The organism is Methylococcus mesophilus (assembly GCF_026247885.1).
Taxonomy (GTDB): Bacteria; Pseudomonadota; Gammaproteobacteria; order Methylococcales; family Methylococcaceae; genus Methylococcus; species Methylococcus mesophilus.
In genome coordinates this window covers 1,140,736-1,162,114 of sequence record NZ_CP110921.1, presented here as the reverse complement: position 1 = coordinate 1,162,114, position 21,379 = coordinate 1,140,736, and the positions used below count along the sequence as shown (strand labels likewise).

20 protein-coding genes are annotated in these 21,379 nt (G+C 62.8%); 9 read left to right on the top strand and 11 right to left on the bottom strand.

The window, feature by feature from the left end; translation table 11 throughout:
* Window positions 1-173: 173 nt before the first annotated feature.
* Window positions 174-1,169, top strand: a complete 996-nt coding sequence (locus tag OOT43_RS05225; RefSeq protein WP_266023717.1) for a CHAD domain-containing protein — start codon at window positions 174-176, stop codon at window positions 1,167-1,169.
* 37 nt (window positions 1,170-1,206) lie between these two features.
* Window positions 1,207-2,529: an NAD(P)/FAD-dependent oxidoreductase gene (locus OOT43_RS05220; RefSeq protein ID WP_266023716.1), complete on the top strand. Its 1,323-nt coding sequence runs from the start codon at window positions 1,207-1,209 to the stop codon at window positions 2,527-2,529.
* A 43-nt stretch (window positions 2,530-2,572) separates the two neighbouring features.
* On the opposite strand, the gene OOT43_RS05215 is transcribed toward OOT43_RS05220, so the two are convergent.
* The 9 genes from OOT43_RS05215 to cax (OOT43_RS05175) form a co-directional block, all read right to left on the bottom strand.
* Window positions 2,573-3,421, bottom strand: coding sequence for a 23S rRNA (adenine(2030)-N(6))-methyltransferase RlmJ (locus tag OOT43_RS05215; RefSeq protein ID WP_266023715.1), 849 nt, complete (start codon window positions 3,419-3,421; stop codon window positions 2,573-2,575).
* Window positions 3,422-3,470: 49 nt separating this feature from the next.
* Window positions 3,471-3,884 (bottom strand): hypothetical protein, encoded by a 414-nt coding sequence (locus tag OOT43_RS05210; RefSeq protein ID WP_266023714.1) that lies wholly within the window; start codon window positions 3,882-3,884, stop codon window positions 3,471-3,473.
* Between the two features lie 66 nt (window positions 3,885-3,950).
* Complete coding sequence (locus OOT43_RS05205; protein ID WP_266023713.1) at window positions 3,951-4,739, bottom strand: EcsC family protein; 789 nt, start codon at window positions 4,737-4,739, stop codon at window positions 3,951-3,953.
* A 58-nt stretch (window positions 4,740-4,797) separates the two neighbouring features.
* Window positions 4,798-7,158 carry a P-type ATPase gene (locus tag OOT43_RS05200; protein ID WP_266023712.1) on the bottom strand — a complete coding sequence of 787 codons (2,361 nt, stop codon included), beginning with the start codon at window positions 7,156-7,158 and terminating at the stop codon, window positions 4,798-4,800.
* Between the two features lie 38 nt (window positions 7,159-7,196).
* Entirely contained in the window at window positions 7,197-7,388 is a 192-nt protein-coding gene (locus OOT43_RS05195; RefSeq protein WP_266023711.1) for a hypothetical protein, read from the bottom strand.
* 51 nt (window positions 7,389-7,439) lie between these two features.
* Window positions 7,440-7,850, bottom strand: coding sequence for a hypothetical protein (locus tag OOT43_RS05190; RefSeq protein ID WP_266023710.1), 411 nt, complete (start codon window positions 7,848-7,850; stop codon window positions 7,440-7,442).
* Between the two features lie 204 nt (window positions 7,851-8,054).
* The gene (locus OOT43_RS05185; protein ID WP_266023709.1) at window positions 8,055-10,688 is read right to left on the bottom strand and encodes a heavy metal translocating P-type ATPase; all 2,634 of its coding nucleotides are present in this window, start codon (window positions 10,686-10,688) and stop codon (window positions 8,055-8,057) included.
* Between the two features lie 87 nt (window positions 10,689-10,775).
* Window positions 10,776-11,117 (bottom strand): hypothetical protein, encoded by a 342-nt coding sequence (locus tag OOT43_RS05180; RefSeq protein WP_266023708.1) that lies wholly within the window; start codon window positions 11,115-11,117, stop codon window positions 10,776-10,778.
* Between the two features lie 249 nt (window positions 11,118-11,366).
* Window positions 11,367-12,434, bottom strand: coding sequence for a calcium/proton exchanger (gene cax / locus OOT43_RS05175; protein ID WP_266023707.1), 1,068 nt, complete (start codon window positions 12,432-12,434; stop codon window positions 11,367-11,369).
* A gap of 105 nt (window positions 12,435-12,539) precedes the next feature.
* On the opposite strand from cax (OOT43_RS05175), the gene cax (OOT43_RS05170) reads away from it, so the two are divergent.
* On the top strand, window positions 12,540-13,625 hold the full coding sequence (cax, locus tag OOT43_RS05170) for a calcium/proton exchanger (RefSeq protein WP_266023706.1): 1,086 nt from the start codon (window positions 12,540-12,542) through the stop codon (window positions 13,623-13,625).
* A 4-nt stretch (window positions 13,626-13,629) separates the two neighbouring features.
* On the opposite strand, the gene OOT43_RS05165 is transcribed toward cax (OOT43_RS05170), so the two are convergent.
* Window positions 13,630-14,802, bottom strand: a complete 1,173-nt coding sequence (locus tag OOT43_RS05165) for a cytochrome-c peroxidase (RefSeq protein WP_266023705.1) — start codon at window positions 14,800-14,802, stop codon at window positions 13,630-13,632.
* 245 nt (window positions 14,803-15,047) lie between these two features.
* Between OOT43_RS05165 and OOT43_RS05160 the strand changes: the two genes are divergently transcribed.
* The 4 genes from OOT43_RS05160 to OOT43_RS05145 all read left to right on the top strand — a co-directional run bounded on the left by OOT43_RS05160 (window position 15,048) and on the right by OOT43_RS05145 (window position 18,495).
* Window positions 15,048-16,565, top strand: coding sequence for a hypothetical protein (locus OOT43_RS05160; RefSeq protein WP_266023704.1), 1,518 nt, complete (start codon window positions 15,048-15,050; stop codon window positions 16,563-16,565).
* A gap of 24 nt (window positions 16,566-16,589) precedes the next feature.
* Complete coding sequence (locus tag OOT43_RS05155) at window positions 16,590-17,288, top strand: hypothetical protein (RefSeq protein ID WP_266023703.1); 699 nt, start codon at window positions 16,590-16,592, stop codon at window positions 17,286-17,288.
* Between the two features lie 83 nt (window positions 17,289-17,371).
* Window positions 17,372-17,962 carry an FMN-binding protein gene (locus tag OOT43_RS05150; protein WP_266023701.1) on the top strand — a complete coding sequence of 197 codons (591 nt, stop codon included), beginning with the start codon at window positions 17,372-17,374 and terminating at the stop codon, window positions 17,960-17,962.
* Entirely contained in the window at window positions 17,962-18,495 is a 534-nt protein-coding gene (locus OOT43_RS05145; RefSeq protein ID WP_266023699.1) for a hypothetical protein, read from the top strand. Before OOT43_RS05150 ends, OOT43_RS05145 begins: the two co-directional genes overlap by 1 nt.
* 4 nt (window positions 18,496-18,499) lie before the next feature.
* Here the strand turns inward: OOT43_RS05145 and OOT43_RS05140 are convergent, their stop codons facing one another.
* Window positions 18,500-19,321, bottom strand: coding sequence for a hypothetical protein (locus OOT43_RS05140; protein WP_266023697.1), 822 nt, complete (start codon window positions 19,319-19,321; stop codon window positions 18,500-18,502).
* Between the two features lie 109 nt (window positions 19,322-19,430).
* On the opposite strand from OOT43_RS05140, the gene OOT43_RS05135 reads away from it, so the two are divergent.
* Both OOT43_RS05135 and cysM read left to right on the top strand, forming a co-directional pair.
* Window positions 19,431-20,375, top strand: a complete 945-nt coding sequence (locus OOT43_RS05135) for a cation diffusion facilitator family transporter (protein WP_266023696.1) — start codon at window positions 19,431-19,433, stop codon at window positions 20,373-20,375.
* A 116-nt stretch (window positions 20,376-20,491) separates the two neighbouring features.
* Window positions 20,492-21,379 carry a cysteine synthase CysM gene (cysM, locus tag OOT43_RS05130; RefSeq protein WP_266023695.1) on the top strand — a complete coding sequence of 296 codons (888 nt, stop codon included), beginning with the start codon at window positions 20,492-20,494 and terminating at the stop codon, window positions 21,377-21,379.

Sequence of the window (21,379 nt, the reverse complement as noted above, 5' to 3'; positions counted from 1 at the left end):
CGGGGCGGGTGGAGACGCGGGCTCTGGGGCGAGCGGGCACTGCCGGTTGCCGTGCGCGGGAGATCGCTTCCATAATCGGTCTGCGTGTGGCTCTCCCGCAATCTTAGCAGAACTGATGCTTTCCGCCCGCGGGCCGGCGCCGAAACCGTATGTTGCTCGAGGAGCGTAGGGTGATGCAGCAGACTGAAAAGGACACGGGGAGGGCCGGCACAGGACCGGCGGCGGCGGGGCGTGCCGATGCCGTCGTACGCCGGTTCGCGTTGCAGTGTCTCGATCGCATGGAGTCGAGCGAAACCGGGATACTGGAAAACCGCGATACCGAGGCCCTGCACGATTACCGTGTGGCCCTGCGCCGCAGCCGGACCTTGCTGGGGCAGCTGAAAGGCCTATTCCCCGAACGGGAGGTCCGCCGCTGGCTGGACCGGCTCGGACGGCTGGGCGAATTGACCGGCCCGCTGCGGGATTGCCACGTCATGCTCGCCGATCTGCCGCTCTACCATTCGGTGCTGCCCGAGTCGCTGAGGCCGGCCTTGGCGCCGTTGCAGGTCTATCTCGAGCGGGAGGCGGCGTCCGCTCACCGGATCGTGGCGGATCGTTTGCGGCACAAGGATTACCGGCGCGCGATCGAAAGCTGGCGCCGGTTCCTCGAACGGCCCGCGCCGAAACGGCCATCGGCGCCCAATGCCCGCGCTGCCGCCGGCGAGGTCTGCGGCCGGCGCATCTGGAAGCTTTACCGGCGGATGCTGCGGGAGGGGGCGGTGCTCGGGCCGGACAGTCCGCAGGAGGCGTTCCACGCCTTGCGGAAGCAAGGCAAGAAACTGCGCTATCTGCTGGAATTTTCGGCTTCGCTCCGGGACGATGGCAAACTCCGGGATCTCATCACCCACTTGAAGAAGCTGCAGGACGTCCTCGGCGAATTCCAGGACACGGCCGTTCAGCGCGCCCGCCTCCTGCACCTGGCGGAAACCCTGAAACAGGACGGCCAGCCGCTCGAAACCCTGCTGGCGATGGGCGTCCTGGTCGGTTATATGGAGGGGCGCCAGTCGCGCTGCCGCCGGGCTTTCGGGGAAGGTTTCGCGGCATTCGCCGGAAAGCCTTCGCGCCGGCGTTTTCGCAAGCTGTTCGGGCCCGGCCACGGCGAAGGAGACAGGGACCAGCGCGGGGTTTAAACTTTTTCGGACTCAACCTAAGAATGGAAGGGGATTCATGCAACAAAAACAGAATAAGGAACCCGTACCGCGCATCCTGATCATCGGCGGCGGCGCCGGTGGCCTGGAACTGGCAACCAAACTGGGCAAAACTCTCGGCAGGAAAGGAAAGGCGCAGGTGACCCTCATCGACGCCCACCCCACCCATATCTGGAAACCTCTGCTGCATGAAGTCGCGGCGGGCACGATGGACGTGAACGACGACGAGCTGGATTACTTGGCGCAGGCCAACGCCTGCCATTTCCGTTTCGTCCTGGGACGCATGAACGGCCTGGACCGTGCGGCTAAACAGGTAAAGCTCGCGCCGACGCTCAATGTCGCGGGCGAGGAGGTGATCCCCGCCTGTTCCTATCCCTACGATATCCTGGTGATCGCGGTCGGCAGCGTGTGCAACGATTTCGGCGTGCCCGGCGTGGCGCAGAACTGCATCTTCCTGGATACCGCGGAAGAAGCTCAGCAGTTTCACCGCCGCCTGTTGGAAGCCTACATGCGCGCCCATGCAATGGGAGGCGCGAAGCAGGCCGGCCAGCTAGACGTGGCCATCGTCGGCGGTGGTGCCACCGGCATCGAACTTTCGGCCCAGTTGCATCAGGCCACCCGGCTGCTGGCCGCGTACGGCCTCGACAACGTCAAACCGTCGGACATCAAGATTCATCTGATCGAGGCCGCGCCCCGGCTGCTGCCGGAGCTGCCGCCGCGCCTTTCGGAGTCCACGGTCAAGCAGCTCCTGTCGCTCGACGTGGAGCTGCACCTTGGCGAGCGCGTGGTGGAGGCGCGGCCGGACGGGGTCCTCACCCAGACCGGCAAATTCATCCCCGCCGCGCTGAAAGTCTGGGCGGCCGGGGTGAAGGCGCCGGACTTCCTGGCGCAGACCGATCTGGAAACCAACCGCATCAATCAGGCCGTGGTGCGCCAGACTTTGCAGACGACACGGGACGACCACATCTTTGCCATCGGAGACTGCAGCGCCTGCCCCTGGCCGGAAAAGAACGCCACGGTGCCGCCACGCGCCCAGTCGGCCCATCAGCAGGCCGACACGGCCTACAAGAACATTCTGCGGCTCCTGGCCGGCAAGGCGCTGGCCGATTACCGCTACCGCGACTACGGTTCCCTGGTTTCCCTGGGAAAATACAGCACGGTGGGCAACCTGATGGGTAACCTCCTGGGCAGCGTGATGATCGAAGGGGTGATCGCCCGCCTGGTCTACCTGAGCCTTTACAAGATGCACCAGAATGCCCTGTTCGGGCCGTTCCGGGTCGGGTTGATCATGATCGCCCATTTCTTCAGCCAGAAGCTGCGGCCGAAGATCAAGCTGCACTGAGCCGGAGGCGGAGGCGGGTTCGACGGTCCGCTTCCGCGCCTCGTTAGTCCGGTTCGCCCGCCAGCCACTCCAGACGCCAGCCGCCTTCCCCTTGGGGGCTCAGGGTTGCGTGCAGCCAGGGTAGGAGGGTCTTCATCTGCTCATCCAGACGCCACGGCGGGTTGACTACGATCATGCCGCTGCCGCTCATCCCCTTTTCGCCGGTCTCCGGCAGCACCGACAGCTCCATCGCAAGCAACCGGCCGATTCCGGTCTGGCGGAATTTCCGGCGCAACCAGTCGGCTGTACGGCGGTCCTGGATCGGGTACCAGTAGGCGAACATGCCGGTGGGCCAGCGTTTCCAGGCGGCCGCCGCGGCTTCCACCATCCGCTCGCGCTCGTTGCGCAGCTCGAACGGCGGATCGCAAAGCACCAGGCCGCGCCGCTCGGGGGGAGGCAAAAAGGCTTTGAGGCCCTGGTAACCGTCGATCTGGTTGACCGTGATCCGGCGTTCGCCGGCGAAGACGGAACGCAGCGACTGGACTTCCGTGCCGTGCAGCTCGCACAGGGCCATCCGGTCTCCGCCGCGAAGAAAATGCCGGACGATGAGCGGCGATCCCGGATAAAGCCGCAGTCTGCCGCCGGGATTGAGCGCCCGCACCGCGGCGAGGTAGTCCTCCAGCTCGGGCGGAGCCGAGGGCAGCTTCCACAAGCGTTCGATTCCGCTCCGGTGCTCCCGGTTCTGCTTCGCCATGGCCGACTCCAGGTCGTAACGGCCGCCTCCGGCATGGGTATCGAGGAAAAAGAACGGCGCCGATTTGCGCAGCAGCGAACGGACGGTCTGCGTCAGCACGACATGCTTGAGGACGTCGGCAAAATTGCCGGCATGAAAGCCGTGACGGTAGCTCAGCATCGGTCGATTCGAAGGTGAACCGGACCCGGAAACTCCGGGGCAGGGAAGGTTAGCGGGCGGATGGCGGGTAGCGTCGTTCCAGGTCGTCGAGAAAACGGCCTATCTGTTTCATGCTGCCTTTCAGCAGCCGCGGCGGCCGCCCGTTAAGCCAATGTTCGAGGCGCGTGCTGCTGCCGGGCCACAATACCAATCCGCCCATGGCGAGGAAAGGCAGGCCCAGCACGCCTGGCGTGACCAGCCCGACGACGCCGGCGGTGATCAGCAGCCAGGCCACATCATGCGGCATGCGGCGTATCCGCTGTTCGGTTTTCTGTTCGATGGCGAGGGCATCCAGCGTCTCGAGGCTCTTTTCGAGGGACGCCTCGCCCGCCTCCCGTCCGCGGGGTTCGGATGGGGCCGGGGCGGCGCCAGGCTTGCTACGCGGCCTTGGGGATTTGCGTCCGGAGTGGGGAGTTTCGGTCATGTTCATACGGCTTGAAGGTTGAGCCCAGCATGTTACATTCCGCAGCCGGCACCGCTCAACCCGGACTCACGCAGGCACGATCCAGCCTGGGATCCTGCCGTGATCGAGCAGCCAGCGTTCCTGGTAAACGCGTTTGGCGGCGAGGCCGGCGCGCCGGCTGAAGGACCGATTGGCGTAGGCATTGAGCACAACGGACAGGCCGGGAACGAACGATGCGAGCTTGCGGCCGAGCACGATCCGCTGCAGCACTGCCAGCGCCGCATCGTTCACGGCGTCGCCGACGAGGTGATGCTCGAGCTGCCAATGATAGTTCTCCATGGCGCGCGACTGTTCCTCGGATGTGCTGGCGGTGGACAGCGCCAGGATGTGCAGCATGAAGCTGCGGTCGCCCGTACACTCCGTGGAATAGCCGTAAGCCTGGGATACGCGGTGGATCAGGCGCAGGGCCACGCCCAGCAATGCCGGAACGCCCACCACGACGGTACCCAGGCTGCCGGTGCCGGTCACCGCTCCCACCCCGGTGGCGAGCTTGAGTCCTTCTTCGATGACCTTGTCGGCCAGGCGGTCGCTGAATTCCAGCGATTGCGCGCCGATTTCTTCCAGGCTGCGGAATCCGCTGTGGCGCAGGATCCAATCGTCCCGTACCAGTTGTTCGGCGACTCCGTTGAGGGCGTCGAGTGCGAATCGCGAGGCGGGGGCGGGTACGATCTTCCGGCTCAGCCGGACCAGCGGCCGTTGCGCGCGGTTCAGGAGCGGGCTCGCCAGATGAGGCTTGCGCCGTTTCCAGGCGGCGATGGCCCGGATCTGTTCCGCCTCGTAATGGCTCGGCGGTTCGGCTGGGATGAGGTGTTTCATGCGTGTCCGCAAGACGGGGCGGGGAGGAGGCGGCCTGCTTCCCCCGCCGAAAAACGGGTCAGCGCAGAACCGGAACGCGGCGGGTTCTTGCCGCCTGCAGGTCTCGCCGCATGCGGCGGTCGACGTTCATGACGCCGATGTTGGCGATGATTCCGGAAGTGATGCCGTTGAGCAGGCCGGCGAAGGCGCCGGCGATGCACAGCAGATTCGGGATCGCCGCCATGCGGCAGGCCGAAACGACGTTGGCGTCGTGGCCACGGGCCAGCTCCATCAAATCGACGAGGGGATCGAGCGACTCGCCCAGGATCGCGATGTCGCAGGGGCCGCCGTCAGCTGCCCGGCTTCCGAACGCGACGGCGACATGGGCTTCGCCCGCAGCATCCGGATCCCTGCCGAAGTCGCCGATCAGCGCGGCGCGCACGCCCCGTTTTTTCAGCCCCTGGAGAAAGCGGATCTTCTGCTCCGCGTTCAGTCCGCCGCCGGAAAGATCGGCGCCGAGGCGCCGCGCGAGTTCGGCGGCTTCAGCGTCGGGACGGGACGAGACGACGAATATCTGCTGCATGCCGAGCGCGTGGAGACGGGCGAGAGTATGGGCCGCGCGAGGCAGGGGTGAGTAAGCGAACCGCAGCTCGGCGACGTCGGCGCCGTCAATGCGCATCAGCAATGGCGCCGGAGCCGTCGTGGAACGGCTGGGATCGCCGACCAGGCTGACGGTATGGCGGCCGATCCGCACCTCCACCGCATTGGCCTCCAGGGACAGCAGTTCCGGCTCGCGGACGACCAGCCCACGCTGGAGGCAGGTTTGGGCCAACGCCTCCGCGCGCTCGTCGCCGAGGAAGAGTCCGGCGCCAGCGGCATGCCGCAGGATCGTGTCAGTGTCCGGTAGTTGGCTGGCCACTTCGGTCAGTTCGAGTTGCGGACTGAGAAGGCCGGGCAGATCGCCGTCGATCACCAGGAAGTCGCTGTCCTTCAGGCGGGCGAGGGCCGAAGCCGATTTGAGCAGGGCACCGCTGTGCAGGGCCAGGCGCATGTCCCGGAGTGCCTGCATCGGCAGAGCCATACCGGGTCCGCTGACCCAGTCCTGGTGCAGGATGGCACCGACCGTGATCAGGTCGCCCGCGGCCCAGCCGACGCCGGCGGTGGCCAACGTGGGGAGCACCGTCCGTTCCGCCAAGTCTTCGGCTTCGCGCCGCATGGCCCGGTCGGAGGGTATCAGTGTGGCGGTTTCGAGAACGGATCTCGTAAGCCCGGCCGCCCGTGTGTCCGGTCCGGTGCGGACGGTTTCGATTTCCAGGGAGCCGTTGATGACGACGGTTCCGGCGAAGACTTCGTCGCCGGGGATTTTCCGCACCAGGCCCCGGCTTCCGCGGAGGCTGGTTTCCTGGACAAGGGCCTGGCCGGCGACGATGACCCCGTCGACCGGGATGGCTTCCGATGCCGGGACTTTGACGCGGTCGCCGGCGCGCAAATCGGCCACGGCGATCAGAGACTCGCTTCCATCGGTATCCAGCAGGACGGTCTGTGCCGGAAGTGGCAGGGTGTCCTCGAGGAGCGCATGGGTTTCCCATGCCAGATTTTTCCGCCAGTTCCGCTGCCAGTAGCGCAGAGACCATTCGGTCAGGGCGTAGGCGAGAACCTGGCCGGTGGCGATCGAGCAGGCGAGCAGGGCGGTGTGAAACACCGGCACGCCCAGTTTTCCGCGGCCGATCTGCTTGCCCGCATCCTGCAAGACCTTGAGATTGCTCGCGACCAGCAGGCCCGCCGCGACCGGCGTCGCAAGCGGCAGCATCAATTCCCCAACGGCGCCGAGTCCGATGCCGGCATTGGCGACCCGGAAGTCCACTGTCGCGGGTTCGGGAACACGCGATGCCACTTGACCCGTCAGCAGCCCCTCGGCCAAGCGCGCAAGGATCAACGGTTCTGCCGACTCGGCGTCATAACGTATCCGGATGGATCCGGAAGCGGCGTTGCCGGAGACCCGCCTGACGGCATCGAGTGCGCCCAGCCCGGTTTCGATGTTTCGGAGGAGCCGGGAATTTCCCTTCAGGCGGGGATGACGCAATTCCAGCCAGCCGTCATCGACAGCTTCGATCCGGAACAGCGAAATCAAGCCCTCGTGCCGATGCAGCGTCAGCGAGGAATCCACCGGCCAATGCGGCAAATCGCGGTCGTCCAGTCCTTCGTTATCGGGGCCCACGGCGGCGGCCAGACGTTGGCGGAATGCGCTAAGGTCGCCTTTCGCGGTGCGGTGCCTTATGAGCGCCCTGCCTTGGGACGGCGCCAGGTCGAGTGATTCGACTTCCGGGAGGGCCAGGACCTGCCGGGCAAAACGGCGGGCAATCCTTGCGCGGCCGGGGCCAAAGACCGAGTCGTCCTCGATGCGCAGCCAGTTGGAACCGAACGTGATGCTATCGGCCATACACCAGTCTTTTGTCGGGCTGTTGGTTTGAGATGCGGCTAATCGGCGTAGGGCTCGATTTCGCCGAGCTCGACCATGCGGTCGAGTTCCACGACGATCTGCTTATCCTGCTCATCGAGGACGTTGTATAGCTCCTGCAACTGCTTCTGGCGGCGCCGGACTTCGATGATCATGGCCGATAGAAAAACGGCCGCCAGGGCGGTGGTCAGTGCGTTCGTCACCTGTTCCATGCGTCTATCCTCCGGTTTCGGTGTAGTGAAAATGCGGGTCGAACGTTTCCGTCAGGCGCCCATGGCGTCCTTGGCACCCTCGCGGATCACCTCGATCGTACCGATGAACCCGTCTTTGTGCAGCCTGTCCTTGATGTCCCGCTCGATATTGGGGCTGTCGTGATGCAGGTTCAGAAAGCGCAGGAATTCCTGCAGAGCGTGCAGCGCCCGCACGGGCTTTTGGATCAGTCCCAGATTGAGATGGAATCCGTGGTATTCGCCGCCGTCGCGCGGACCGGACCGATGCATGTCGCGGACGATGAGGACAGGATCCTTTCCGATGAACTGCGGATGCCGCTTGACGATGTCTCGGGACTGTTCCGGGGAAAGCACGTAGAGCGGGTCGCCGTCCTGGAATGAGCGGATCATCTCGAAATTGTCCCGGATCACCTGAGCGGCGGGGGAGGTCCAGCCGGTATCCACGATGAATATGCGAAATCTGGGAGCCGGCCGGCCGCCTGCGCTTTCCGAGGCCGCGGCGTGTACCGGTTTGCTTCTGCGTCCGCGGGATGCGGGTGTGTTTGGTTCGGACATGGGCAATCCTCTGTTGGAGATTTCCGAAGCATGAGAGCGAGAGCGCGGATGCCGCTGCATGGGTGAGGCGGCACGAGCGCCGGAACCGGATCGCTAGGCCGCCAGCGCGCTCCGTCTGCCGTCGTCGGCATCGTCGATTTCCGCCGTCGCGTCGACACTTTCCGCTGCGGTGGCGGTTTCATGGATTCCAGACCGATCTACATTAGCACAGCCCGCGCGCTTCAGTTCGAGTTCGATCTGATGGCGCCGTTCGGCTTCCAGAAGGGCGACCTTCCGCATGGGCAGCAGGCCGTTGGCGAGCGCCGCGAGCGCCGCGACGTTATTGGTGAAAACGGAGGCTGCCACGCCGAAGCCCAGGGTGAACACGCCGAGGACGCAGGCAACGTTGGGGGCGATGATCATAGCCCAACTGCGCGCGATATTGCGCTCCAGCTCCCGGGAGATGTCCCGCAGTTCGCAGAGCTTGCCCAGGCCCTGCTCGAGAAACACGATGTGGGCGGTATCCGTGGCGATGGAGGTGGCGCCCCGCAGCGAGATCGACACGTTGGCCTTCTTCAGCGCGATCGAGTCGTTGATCCCGTCGCCCACGAAGCAGACCATGCGGCCTTCCTGCTGCAGCTTTTCCACGTAATCGGCCTTGTCTGCCGGCAAGACCTGGGCGAAATAGCGGTCCATGCCGAGTTCCTCGGCCAGTTTGCGCGTGGGTGCTTCATGGTCGCCGGAAATGATGGCCAGATGCTTGACGCCGCGTGAGCGCAGGCCGGCGACGATTTCCTTCACTTCGGGGCGGACCGCGGCCCGGAGTTCCAGCGCCCCACCCATCCGGTCGCCGATCGCGACCATCACCATCGTGTAGCCTTCGAGATGGGCGGCATCGAGCGCTTCCTTGATTTCCGGGGTCAGCGCGATGCCCTCCATCTCCATGAAGCGGGGGCTGCCGACCCGGATTCGCCGGCCGTTCACGCCGACGTCGATGCCATAGCCCACCTTGTACTGGGTTTCGTCGGTCGCCGGCAGCCCAATCCCCCATTCCTCCGCCTTGTTCAGGATAGCCAGGGCGATGGGGTGATGGAATTTCTGTTCCGCGGCGGCGGCATACATCAGCACCTCGCTTTCGGCGAAGCCGTTCGCCGTGATGACGCGGCCGACCTCCGGGCACTCGCGTGTCAGGGTGCCGGTCTTGTCGAACAACACGGTGTCGATCTTGCCCATGAGTTCCAGCGCCCGGCCGTCCTTGACCAGGATGCCCTTTTGCGCACACAGGGCCAGGGAGGACAACAGGGCCAGCGGCGCCGCCATCCGGATGCCGGTGCCGAGGTCGCTGTTCAGGGCGGCGACTGCGCCGCCCGGTCCGATGGCCGCCATCGCGAGGCCGCCCACCACCAGGGTCGGAACGGCTGCCTGATCCGCCAGCTTTTCTCCCCGGTTCTGGGAGGAGAGCTTATAGCCCGCGGTATCGTTCAATATCTGGCTGATCTTCGAGGAGGCCGTTTCGCTGCCCGATTGCTCGACCGAGACGAAAATCTTGCCGGCCACCATGATGGTGGAGGCGAAGACCCTGTCCCCCACACCTTTTTCGGCGGGGGTGGATTCGCCGGTCAGCGCGTGCTGGTCGATCATCGCCATGCCTTCGACGATGTGGCCGTCCACCGGCACGGTATCGCCGGTGTGGACGGCAACGATGTCGCCCTTCTCGACCTTGTCCATGGGCACCTCGATCTCTACGCCGTCCTTGACCAGCCAGACATAACGAGGCTGTTTGCCGAAAGCGTTCAGCAGCATCTTCTTGGAGTTGTCTTCGGTCTTCTTGACCAACAGCCGGCCGAACGACAGGCACCAGGCGAGCACCGCGCCGGGCAGGATCTGCAAGGTGCCCAGGCAGCCGAGCACGACGATCGAATCCAAGAAGTCGCAGCCGATCCGCTTTTCCTTGAAGATGAGTTCGTAGGCTCCCTGGAAGCAGGGGATCGAGGTGTAGGCGAATACCGCTGCGGACACCGGAAGCAGGGCGGGAACCGCGAATTGGGCTGTCGCCGCGAGGGGAATGGACAGGGTGCAGATGGTCAGGTCGAGATCGAGTTTGTCGAGTTCTTCCTGGTGCTCTGCAGTTTCCAGGGCACTGTCGAGTATCTCGATGAGATTCGCCTGACTCAGACGGCGCGGATCGTAGTCGATCTGTACTGTGCATCGCAGCGAGTGCGTCTTGTAGCGGTCGACCCCCAGGATGCTCATCAGCTCCCGCTCGATGGCCTGGCAGAGATTATTCTTGCGGTACAGAACGGGGTTCTTCAGCCTGATCGAACCGGTGTGGTCGCTTACGACCTGCCAGCCGGTGACCCGCTTGCCGAAGCGATGGTAATGCACGACACCGTGACGGTCGCGCGCGGTAATCATCGGCGCAATAACCGGAGCGGCTTCGCCCTCCGCCGGAGCGGCGCCGTCTTCCACCAGGCAGTCCGCCACCCGCCACAGCACTTCTTTCGCAGCATGACGCTTCGTGTCGAAATGCAGTTCGGCGCAACAGGCCGGTGCTGCCTTGATCGTCGCTCCCCGGATTTCCGGTACCAGGAATACCCGCCGTAAGAAAGCTCGGCAGACTGGTGTATCCGGATTGCCGAACATTTCCTGACCGTGGATTGCAATGGTTCCGGGCGCGGGAAACGAGACGGTGATGCAACTGGATCCGGAGAGTTTCTGAGCGCTGGGGTTGGAAGCGAGCTGGGGCATTATCAACTGTCCTGATTGATCGATGAGAATTTCCGATGATTCCTTTTACAAAGGGGCGTCATCCCGCCCCGTGGCCGGCATCGCGGCTCAGGCGCCGGAAACGGGTGCTTGCGCTTCCTTGGCTTCGTTCAGCGCATCGATAGCGGCGCGGCTGCCATCGACGAATCCCTCGACGATGGGGTTGTCCTGGGGAATGGCGCGGGCGATGAAGACAGTGCCGTAAACGATGCCGTAGGAAACCATGTAGGAGCTGGTGTAGGCAAAGCGCGACAGCGAGCGTCCTACGTCCATGCCGGCCAGCTTCTCTCTCACCTTTGCGGCGTCTTCCGTCGCGTTCTGGACGGCGTCACGCATCGCGTCCGAGATTGATTTCAGGGCTTCGGCCTCGCCGGCATCGGTGCTGGTACTGTTCGCGGTTTGATCTGCCATGGTATCGGATGCTCCCTTGAGGTTTGACATGTTCGTTTTGACTGACGGGCCGGCCGTTCGAAACCGGCTGTAACATTCATTCTCAGGCTAACATGCCTGTCTGGAGGAAGCCAAGGTCGAGACGCCGTCGACGAGCCGATTTAACCTTACTGTAACGTTATGGCGCGGCCTTCAAGTACGAACCGTATAAGTATCTGCAAGCCGCGTTAAGATTTCGTTGGAGTTTCATGTAGGTTATCGGTCGGTGGATCAGGGCGAAGGTGCATAAAAAAAACCGATGCCGAGCATCATGTAGACTCCGATCAACATCACGCCTTCGAGCCAGGTCGAGGTATGGTCGCTCAGGAGGTTCCGGGCGACCGTCACCGACAGGATGATGCCGACGAGTTCGAACTGGGTGAACAGCAGGTCCATGCTCATGCCCATGAGATTGCCGGCGATGACCAGCACCGGAGCGACCAGCAGCACCAGTTGGGTCGTCGCGCCGAGGTTGACCGACAGGGCCAGGGTCATCTGGTTCCGGTAGGCGAATGAGGTCGAATTCATGAACTGGGCCACATTGCCGACGATGGAGAGTAGAAACACACCGGCAAACACGGGAGTGAGGCCGATGGCGTCCGCTGCGTCGTCGATGGAGTCGGTCAGCGCATCGCTCACGACCGCCAGGAGGACGGCCACCCCGCCGAGTATCCAAAAGGCGGTCTTGGGGTTCCACGCCGGTTTTTCCGTCTTCGCGGCGTCTCCTTTTTCCTGCAGCTCTGCTTTTACCGCGAGGGCGCCGACCGCCGGCCGGTGCGTGATCAGGGTGAAGACCATGCTGGCGAGGTAAACCACGAACAGGACGATGGAGATTTCCAGGCTGATTTCCTGGTCGGGCTTGGCTCCGAACTTGAACACTGCGGGTATCACGAGCCCGAAGGTTCCGAGCATCAGCAGCGCGCCATTGACCGAGACCATCTCGCTGTCGAAGCTCTGGCGGGGCTTGCGCAGCCCGCCGGCAAGGAGGGAAAGGCCCATGCCGAACAGCAGGGTGCCCATGATCGAGCCCGCGATAGAGGCTTTGAGGATGTCGATCAGTCCATTGCGCAAGGCCGAAACGCCGATGATGAGCTCGGGAGCGTTGCCCATGGTCGCGTTCAACAGTCCGCCGTAAGTGGGCCCCAAATAGTCGGACAGGGCATCCGTGGCTTTTTCCATCAGGCCGGCCAGGGGAACGATGGAAAGGGCGGAGCAGAGGAAAACCAGGATCGGATCGGCATGGGCCCAGTTGAGCGCGACCGACGCGGGTATCAGCGCAAGCAGCCAATTCAGGTTCATCCGCGGCCTCATTCAGCTATTTTTCAAATCGCGCGATTATAGTCACCGAGCGTGATAGTTTTTTGAACGGATATTGATATTCTTCATGGGCCTTGGGAGCCGAATGTGAGACTGAACTGGTTGCTGGTATTCATTCCGATTGCGTTGGGCATGGACTGGCGAGATGCCCACCCGACGCTGGTGTTCCTGGCTTCTGCCTTGGCGATCGTGCCGCTTGCGGCGCTGATGGGCGATGCTACCGAATCGCTCGCGAGCTACCTGGGGCCCACTTACGGAGGCTTGCTCAGTGCGACCCTCGGGAATGCGCCCGAAATCATCGTGGGACTGTTCGCGCTTCATCAAGGGTTGGTCGACGTCGTCAAGGCCTCGTTGACCGGTTCCATCATCGGAAATCTGTTGCTTGGGCTGGGTTTGTCTCTGTTCGCCGGCGGTGCGAAATGGGGCGAGCAGCAATTCGATTCCAAGACGGCGCGCCGCAACGCGGGTTCGCTGATGCTGGCGGCGATCGCGCTGATCATCCCTGCCGTGTTTCATTTCAGCGCGAGTTCCGACGAGGAAATCAGCGTCCATATCGCCGCCGTGCTCTTTTTCGTGTACTGCGGCAGCATCATTCTGACCCTGCGAAGCCAGAAGGCGGTTTTCGGTGTCGCGGCGGCAGCCGAGGAGCTCGAAGAGAAAGGCAAGGCCGAGCCGGAGCCGTTGGGCGGCGAGCTCGGATGGAGCAGGAACCGAGCGCTCGCGGTCCTCGCCGTGGTGACCATCGCCCTGGGCGTCATGAGCGAAATCATGACGGACGCGATCCAGCCGGCGGCCGATGCGATGGGATTGACGCCCTTGTTCGCCGGCGTTTTCCTGCTGGCGATGGTGGGCAACGCGGCTGAAACCTTCAATTCAATCCGGTTCGCCCGCTCCAATCAAGTGGAGCTGGCGCTGGGCGTCACCGTCGGTGCCAGCACCCAGGTCGCTCTGCTGGTAGCGCCCGTCTTGGTGTTCTTCAGCATGCTCATCGGACAGGACATGGACCTCCTGTTTTCCCAGTTCGAGATCGTCGCCGTGATGCTCGCTGTCGTGGTCACACGCGACCTGGTCCGAGACGGCCAGTCGAGCTGGTTCGAGGGTCTGTTGCTGATCGGCGTTTACTGCATACTCGCTATTGGCTTTTTCTACATCCCTGCGGCGCAACCCTCCTGAGCCTTCATTCCGGCTGGTAGCCGTCGGTCAGAGTCTTGAGGAAAGCGACCAGATCGTCGACTTCCCTGTCGCTCAGGCCCAGATCGCCGAGTTCGTCGCCATTGACGTTCTGTTTGACCTCGGGCGCCGGCCAGCAGCCCAGTCGCTCGGCTTCGGCTTCGGTCACGAGTTCGTTCCAGCAGGTGGGGCGAACGTCCCGGGTATTGTAGAAATCCACCACGGAGCGCAGGGTGCTGAAATAGCCGTTGTGCATGTAGGGCGCCGTGACCGCGATGTTGCGGAGCGTCGGCACCTTTAGTTTTCCGTCTTCCCAGAACTTGCCCACCTGTTTACCCAGTCCCCGGTCGACGAAGGCGGGGCCATCGGGATTCAGTTTCGACGGGAGGGCGTAGAACGGGTTGTCCGGGTTCTTGGGCACGCCGAGGTTGTCGTAGGTGTGATCCGTGAACAAGGGCGGGGTGCCGTTCGCGCTCGGCGTGCTCGGATGACAGGCGGCGCAATTGCCTTTTTCTTCGGATTCGAAGACCACCAGCCCCCGCATTTCCTGCGGCGTCAGCCTGACTTTCCCCTTCAGGTAGTAGTCGTACTTGGAATCGAATCTGGCGAATACCGGAGATCGCTCGAATGCCGCGATCGCGGCGGCGATCCGGTCGTAGGCCTTGCGGGTATTGTCGAGCGAGCCGGGTCCGAAGACCTCGTCGAACATCCAGGCGTATTCCGCCTCCCTGACCTTGGTCACTACGGTCTGTTTGTCGGGATTGGCCATTTCCACGGGATTGAGGAATGGCCCTTTGGCCTGGTCCTTGAGCGTCGATGCGCGTCCGTCCAGGAACTGCCCCCCCACAAAGAGGCGCAGCGTGGTGTCGTAGTGGAACGGCGGGGTATAGGCGGCGTAGGCCGCGGTCGGCGCATTGCGGTTGCCCTTCAGCGTCGGCAGCACGCCATTGGAGGTCGGTTGATTTTTGTTCGGGTCGGAAAATGCCGAGTTGGGATCGTGGCAACTGCTGCACGACTGGCCGGGCGGCGTGGACAGGCTGGTGTCGAAGAACAGCTTCTGTCCGAGTTGCGCCTTAAGGGAAAGGTGCTTTCCGCCTGGCAGTGCGAGATCGTCCGAGAAAGCCGGGTGGGAGGCGATCAGGCCGAAGATGCCTGCGGCAAGGGTGCGACGGTATTTCATTCCAGGTTCCCCCGATCTTGCGTCTGTAATTAATGAGAACAATTCTCGTTATATGATCAGACATGGTCAAGCGTTGTATTCAACCGCGACCCAAGTCCTGACGGTTCGGCTCAGCGTATCGCCGTAAATGGACTCTTTCAGCCAATGGGCACTTGCATGATTTCCATGCTAATGCTAATGTCCGCGCAAACGCAAATCAATCGCATTTGCATGCGTGTTATTTTTCCAAGAGGGGAGAGTCAGCAATGAGTGAACCAGCAGTCAAGCCGAGCCCGTTCCGGGCGGCATTGTCCACCGCCCTTCTGTCCTGCGGTATCGCGGGAGAGGCGAATGCCGCCCAGAAGATGCCTTCGGTCGAGGATCTGTGGAAAGTGATTCAGCAGCAACAGCAGGAAATCGAAGCGCTGAAGACCAAACTCGGTCAGACCGAGACCGTGCAGAAGGAGGTCAAGCAGGAGGTGCAGGACCTCAAGACGGCCAACAAGGCGGAGGCCGCAGCCGAACCGGAAAAGCCGGGTGATACTGCAATCAAGAAAAAAGCCAAGTCCGAATCGGACCGCAAGACCGATATCCTTGCGGCCGAGGTCGAGAAACTCAAGACTTCACTGATCATCCCGGAAAAGCGCGAATACAAGAGCATGTACGGCATGGCACCGGCGGCCTCGCAGGTGTACATGAACAAGCGGGGACTGTCGATCGGCGGCTACGGTGAATTCTTCTATACCAATTTCCAGAACGACGGGGTGGAAAAATCGCTGCAGCGGAAAAACACCGCCGACATGGCCAGGCTCGTTCTCTACGCCGGCTACAAGTTCAACGACTGGATCGTGCTGAACAATGAGCTCGAGTTCGAGCACGGTTCGACCGGCGAAGGGGACGAAGAGAAGGGCGAGGTTTCCGTCGAGTTTTCGTACCTCGACTTTCTGTTCGATCCCAGGGCCAACGTCCGTACCGGTTTGATGCTCGTGCCCATGGGCTTCATCAACGAAATCCACGAGCCGACATTCTTCCACGGCAACCGGCGTCCTGCGGTCGAGCAGCTGATCATCCCGACGACCTGGCGGGAAATGGGCGTTGGAGTGCACGGCGAGATCGTGCCCGGCCTGGTATACCGCGCCTACGGCATCAACGGCCTCAATTCGGAAGGCTTCGATTCGCTCGGCATCCGGGAAGGCAGGCAGGGCGGCAGCACCGCGGTGGCCGAAAACCTGGCGTTTACCGGTCGGGTGGACTATATGCCGCCTGAGCTGCCGGGCCTGATGGTCGGCGCCTCGACGTTCGTGGGCGACGCGGGGCAAGGCAATGTGTACATGACGGCTGCGGGGCCGCAGAAGCCGAACGTGTTCACCCAGCTCTATGAAGGCCATCTCCAGTGGCATTACCGTGGCTTCGAGTTCCGGGCCCTGGGTGCCTGGGGCGGCGTCGGCGATGCGGCGATACTCAGCGAGGCCAAAGGTGAGACGGTGGGCAGTTCCAACTACGGCTGGTACGTGGAAGGCGCTTATGATGTGCTGCCCTGGCTGTGGCAGGGGACCACCCAGTACCTCGCGCCGTTCGTGCGTTACCAACGCTACAATACCCTGGCGACTGTGCCGGACGGTTTCACCGATTACGACGGCCTCTACGACCAACGCATCTACCAGGCCGGCCTCACCTACAAACCCATCACCAACATCGTCATCAAGGCCGACTACCAGAACATCAGTTCCGGGGCGGGGCAACTGCCGGGCCAGTTCAACCTCGGTGTCGGGTTCATTTACTGATCAATCCAGTCGAAAGGAAAACCCATGCTGTATCGCGGACTTTTATTGGCGGTGGTGGCGATTGCGGGCGTCGCTTGCTCGCCGGCACCGGTCATCGACAAGTCGAATTTCTCGGACGTTTCGGGGCTCGAGCCGCCCCTGGGCCAGCAAGCGCAGGCGCCGGCCGGCGGTCGGATCTTCACGGTTTACAACTATTGGCACCGCAAGGGCGCCGTATTCGCCGACTCGAACCGGCAGGTGGTCGGCGAAGGCGCGGTTTTCGTCGATGCCGGCGATGCGGTATTCCCGGCGACGGTGCAGAACGATCCGGTCTATTGTTCGGACAAGCTGCTGTACATCGATCCCTTGATCGGTGCCTACAAGACGGCCTGCTTCTCGGATGAAACGGGCGACGGTTTGTTCGACCACGTCCGGGTTGCGCCGGAATCGTCCTGGATCAAACAGCCGCTGTCGCCGCGGCTGCCTTACAAGACCCAGGATGTCGTCGTGCCGCACGGAGGCGCTTTCCGCTACGAACTGATCTATCAGGGGTTCGCCGACAATACTCTCAGCCTCCGGTTCATGGAGTACAAGGGGGGGGATTTCGACCGGCCCATGGTCACGCTGGACATGAGCTACGCGGTCGACTCCTTTCCGACCACCATCAGCTTCCGCAATCTGAAGGCCGAGGTGCTGGCGGCCGACAACCACAAGATCGTTTACCGGATCCTCAGCGGATTTTGACGCTTTCGTGACCGAAGGTGGTCCGTAAAACGCGGTCTTTGGTGTAGCATGGGCCTGTAAATGACATTGAGGAGTATTTTTCTTTGCATAGCCAGTCTCGTATCTCCGGCCTGGGTCGGGGGGAAAAGAAGATCGCGTCTTTCGCCGGCCTGTTGATGGGCACCCTCCTGGTCGGAGTCGTTCCAGGTGCCGGTGCAACGGTCTATCACAGCCAGGAGGAAGCTTTCGAACTGGCATTCGGCGTCGGTGTTTCTGTGACGGCGGAGCCGGTTTTTCTGACCGACGAGCAGATTGAGGCCGTGGAGCGGGAGGCCCGGGTAAAGCTCGAATCGGGCCTTTTCACCTTTTACACCGCCGAGCGGGACGGCAAGTCCTTGGGATTCGCGGCCATCGAGTCCCACACTGTGCGTACCCAGCCGGAGAGTCTCCTGATCGTGCTGTCCCCCAAGGGCGAGGTGGTGCGAGTGGAGGTGCTGGCTTTCCACGAGCCGCCGGAGTATCAGCCCGCGGCCCGCTGGTTCGAACAGATGAAGGGAAGGACGATCGAACAGTTGATACCGGGCAACGGCATCGATGCGGTCTCCGGGGCTACCCTGAGTTCGATGGCGGCGCTGGCCAGCGTCAGGAAAGTCAAGGCGATTTTCAGGCAGGCGCATCCTGCCGGAGGTGAGTGATGCGATTCTTCGTTACCGGAGAGCAGAATCGGCAGATGATGCTCAACGCCGTGGTGCTCTTGTTTCTGGGGTACATCGCCTTGTTCTGGATCAGCAACGGCCTGATGTATTTCCACAAGATGGGGCTGACGGCGCAATCGGTGGTCGAGTATTACCTCGGCTCGCCGGAAAAGTTCACCCAGCCCCGGAGTTACCAGAGTCTGCTGGAAGTGTCGCATTTCCACCTGTTTTCGATGGGGATACTGGTGGTCACGCTCGCACACCTGGTGCTATTCACTCCCTTGCCCACCAGCCTGAAAGTCTGGCTGACCGGCTTGACATTTTTCGGCGCGGTGGCGGATGAAGCGGCGGGCTGGCTGGTCCGTTTCGCCCACCCGGCGTTTGCCTATTTCAAAATCGGGGCTTTCCTGCTGCTGGAACTCAGCCTGGCGGCGCTGATCGTGGTCGTATCGCTGTCGCTTCTGGCCCAACGGTCGAGGCAGCGCGGGAAAGAAACGCCTCGTCCCGTTCAGGCCGTGACGGACGCCGTCTGATCGCTCACCAGAGTTTCAGCTTCTTGGCCGAATAGCCTTCCGGAAGGCCCACGACCCCGGCCGACAGGGCGTCCGAGGTGATCTTGCTCAGCGTCATGGTGGCGGCTTGTTTGGCCGAGGCGTCGTGGAGTTCAACCGGGATGCCGGGATATTCGCTGAGATTCACAGCCGGTAGCGGTCCCAGATCGACGTAGCGTGCCGCCACGCCCTTGGCTTTGTCGGCGATTCTGGACGAAAACACCAGCATGGCGCGCAGGGTTTCGTAGTCTCCGGCCGGAAGCTTGAGCGCTTCGGCCGAAGCGAGGCAGATGTCACCCTTCTTGTCGCCACCCTGGCGCAATTCCACTTTGCTGCAGGCGATGCCGCCTTGAGTTTTTGCGGCGCCGGCCTGCGACAAGGTGATCGGCCGATTGTCTTCCGATTTCGCCGTGACCCGGTCCAGATCGACTCCGCCCAGCATGTCCGACCACTTGGCTTTTTGTTCCGGGGACACTTTTTTCAACTGTTCGCCCAGCCCGCGCAGCAGCGGCTGCACGTCCTGGACCTGGGACGCAAGCTCGGCGACTCGCTGCTCGGTCACCGGCATGTAGGCTTGCTTGCGGTGATCGATCAGGAATGCCGCGTTTCGGGACTGGTTGAACAGAATGTCCAGCTTGGTGTCGCCCCCCGCCGACTTGATCAGCACTTGGCCGTCCTTGACGAACAGCGACTGCGGCGCTTTTTCACCGGCGACCTGATATTGCAGGGTGCTGTCGGCGAAAGCCGGGGCGATGGAAAAAGGGGATGCGAGGATTGCGCATGCGATGCGCCGGGAAAGTCTTGCCATGGGATGACCTGCTCGGATTTTTCGTAAAGCGGACGATTCGGGGCACTGAGCGGCTGCCGGTGCGGTAAATCCGTTAAAATGGGTATTTTCGCGCGGCCTGGAGAACGCTGTGCCTCACGACGACCACGAACATCATCATGCGGCTGATTCTGCCGGAGCACAAGGGCGACTGGTCTGGGCGTTGATCATCACCGCCGGCTTCGTCGTGTTCGAAGCGCTGGCGGGCTGGAAGGCGAACAGTCTCGCGCTGCTGACCGATGCCGTGCACAACTTGAGTGACGTGCTGGCGCTGGGCTTGAGCTGGTACGCGATGCGGCTGACCGCGCAGCCGGCGCACGCGGCCAAGACGTTCGGCTACCACCGCGCCGGCATCCTTGCCGCCCTGGCCAATTCCGCCGGACTTGTGGTCGTTGCCCTGTACGTCCTCTATGACGCCTATGGCCGGCTGCAGAGCCCCGCGCCGGTTCAGGCAGACATCCTGATCGGGGTGGGTGGGGCGGCGCTGCTGGTCAATGCCTTCACCGCCTGGCTGGTCCATCACGGCAGCCACGACGACCTGAACATGCGCAGCGCCTTCCTGCACCTGTTGGGCGATGTGGTTTCAACTCTCGGCGCCATCGCCGCGGGCGTGGCGATCCACTACACCGGCCTGTACTGGCTCGATCCGGCGGTCAGTATCCTGATCGCCCTGCTCATCATCTGGAACGCCAAAGGGCTACTGGCCGAGGTTTTGGATATCCTGCTGGAAAGTACGCCGCGGGACGTGGACATGAGTTCGATGGTGCGGGATTTGATGCAGGTCGAAGGCGTGCGCGGCGTGCACCATCTTCATGTGTGGAGCATCTCTCGGCAGTTGCGCATGCTATCGGCCCATATCGTGACGGACGACATCCGGCTGAGCGAAGGCGAGGCGCTGCAAAAGCGGGTGACCCGCCTGCTCGCTCGACGTTACGGCATCGCGCGTACCACGCTGCAACTGGAGTCCGAGAGTTGCCAGCCGGATCTCCTGTATTGCGACATCTCCAGGCCGAATCACCGCTATCACGAAGAATGAGCCGGTGTTTCGCGATGAACAGAGCGTTGGCCGTTTGGCGGCTAATCCTTAGAAAATCGCTAAACTATTGCCGGCTACAATAGGGCCATCCCAAGTTTCCACAGGCATTCTCCTCCATGTTTCCCACCATAGAATCCTTCGTCGGCAACACGCCGCTGGTGCGTCTGCAGCGGCTGCCTGGCGATACCGGCAACGTCATCCTGGCCAAGCTGGAAGGCAACAACCCCGCGGGGTCCGTCAAGGACCGGCCGGCCCTCAGCATGATCCGCTGCGCCGAGGCGCGCGGCGACATCCAGCCGGGCGACCGGCTGATTGAGGCGACCAGCGGCAATACCGGCATTGCACTGGCCATGGCCGCTGCCATCAAGGGCTACCGAATGACCCTGATCATGCCCGACAACATGAGCGCCGAGCGCCGGGCGACGATGAAGGCCTTCGGGGCCGAGATCATCCTGACGCCGGCGGCGGGCAGCATGGAGGCGGCGATCGATCTGGCGCGGGCGATGGAGGCGCGGGGCGAGGGCAAGATCCTCGACCAGTTCGCCAACCCGGACAATCCGCGCGCTCATTACGAAGGCACGGGACCGGAAATCTGGCGCGACACTCAGGGGCGGATCACCCACTTCGTCAGTTCCATGGGCACCACCGGCACCATCATGGGCACGGCGCGCTATCTCAAGGAGCGGAATTCGGCGATCCAGATCATCGGCGTGCAGCCCAAGGACGAGGCCAAGATCCCCGGTATCCGGCGCTGGCCGGAGGAATACCTGCCGAAGATCTACGACGCCTCGCTGGTGGATCGCATCCTCGACGTGACCCAGGAAGAGGCGGAATCCACCACGCGCGAACTGGCGGCGCAGGAAGGCATCTTCGCCGGTATTTCCTCCGGCGGTGCGGTGGCGGCCGCCCTGCGCCTGTCGCGGGAAGTCGAGAACGCGGTGATCGCCGTCATCATCTGCGACCGCGGCGACCGCTATCTCTCCACAGGCGTATTTCCGGAATAA

What these genes read in the sequence shown, in the direction of transcription:
- OOT43_RS05225 (WP_266023717.1), top strand. Translation starts at nt 174, where the DNA reads ATGCAGCAGACTGAAAAGGACACGGGGAGGGCCGGCACAGGACCGGCG.
- OOT43_RS05220 (WP_266023716.1), top strand. Translation starts at nt 1,207, where the DNA reads ATGCAACAAAAACAGAATAAGGAACCCGTACCGCGCATCCTGATCATC.
- OOT43_RS05215 (WP_266023715.1), bottom strand. Translation starts at nt 3,421, where the DNA reads ATGCTGAGCTACCGTCACGGCTTTCATGCCGGCAATTTTGCCGACGTC.
- OOT43_RS05210 (WP_266023714.1), bottom strand. Translation starts at nt 3,884, where the DNA reads ATGACCGAAACTCCCCACTCCGGACGCAAATCCCCAAGGCCGCGTAGC.
- OOT43_RS05205 (WP_266023713.1), bottom strand. Translation starts at nt 4,739, where the DNA reads ATGAAACACCTCATCCCAGCCGAACCGCCGAGCCATTACGAGGCGGAA.
- OOT43_RS05200 (WP_266023712.1), bottom strand. Translation starts at nt 7,158, where the DNA reads ATGGCCGATAGCATCACGTTCGGTTCCAACTGGCTGCGCATCGAGGAC.
- OOT43_RS05195 (WP_266023711.1), bottom strand. Translation starts at nt 7,388, where the DNA reads ATGGAACAGGTGACGAACGCACTGACCACCGCCCTGGCGGCCGTTTTT.
- OOT43_RS05185 (WP_266023709.1), bottom strand. Translation starts at nt 10,688, where the DNA reads ATGCCCCAGCTCGCTTCCAACCCCAGCGCTCAGAAACTCTCCGGATCC.
- OOT43_RS05180 (WP_266023708.1), bottom strand. Translation starts at nt 11,117, where the DNA reads ATGGCAGATCAAACCGCGAACAGTACCAGCACCGATGCCGGCGAGGCC.
- cax (WP_266023707.1), bottom strand. Translation starts at nt 12,434, where the DNA reads ATGAACCTGAATTGGCTGCTTGCGCTGATACCCGCGTCGGTCGCGCTC.
- OOT43_RS05165 (WP_266023705.1), bottom strand. Translation starts at nt 14,802, where the DNA reads ATGAAATACCGTCGCACCCTTGCCGCAGGCATCTTCGGCCTGATCGCC.
- OOT43_RS05160 (WP_266023704.1), top strand. Translation starts at nt 15,048, where the DNA reads ATGAGTGAACCAGCAGTCAAGCCGAGCCCGTTCCGGGCGGCATTGTCC.
- OOT43_RS05155 (WP_266023703.1), top strand. Translation starts at nt 16,590, where the DNA reads ATGCTGTATCGCGGACTTTTATTGGCGGTGGTGGCGATTGCGGGCGTC.
- OOT43_RS05145 (WP_266023699.1), top strand. Translation starts at nt 17,962, where the DNA reads ATGCGATTCTTCGTTACCGGAGAGCAGAATCGGCAGATGATGCTCAAC.
- OOT43_RS05140 (WP_266023697.1), bottom strand. Translation starts at nt 19,321, where the DNA reads ATGGCAAGACTTTCCCGGCGCATCGCATGCGCAATCCTCGCATCCCCT.
- cysM (WP_266023695.1), top strand. Translation starts at nt 20,492, where the DNA reads ATGTTTCCCACCATAGAATCCTTCGTCGGCAACACGCCGCTGGTGCGT.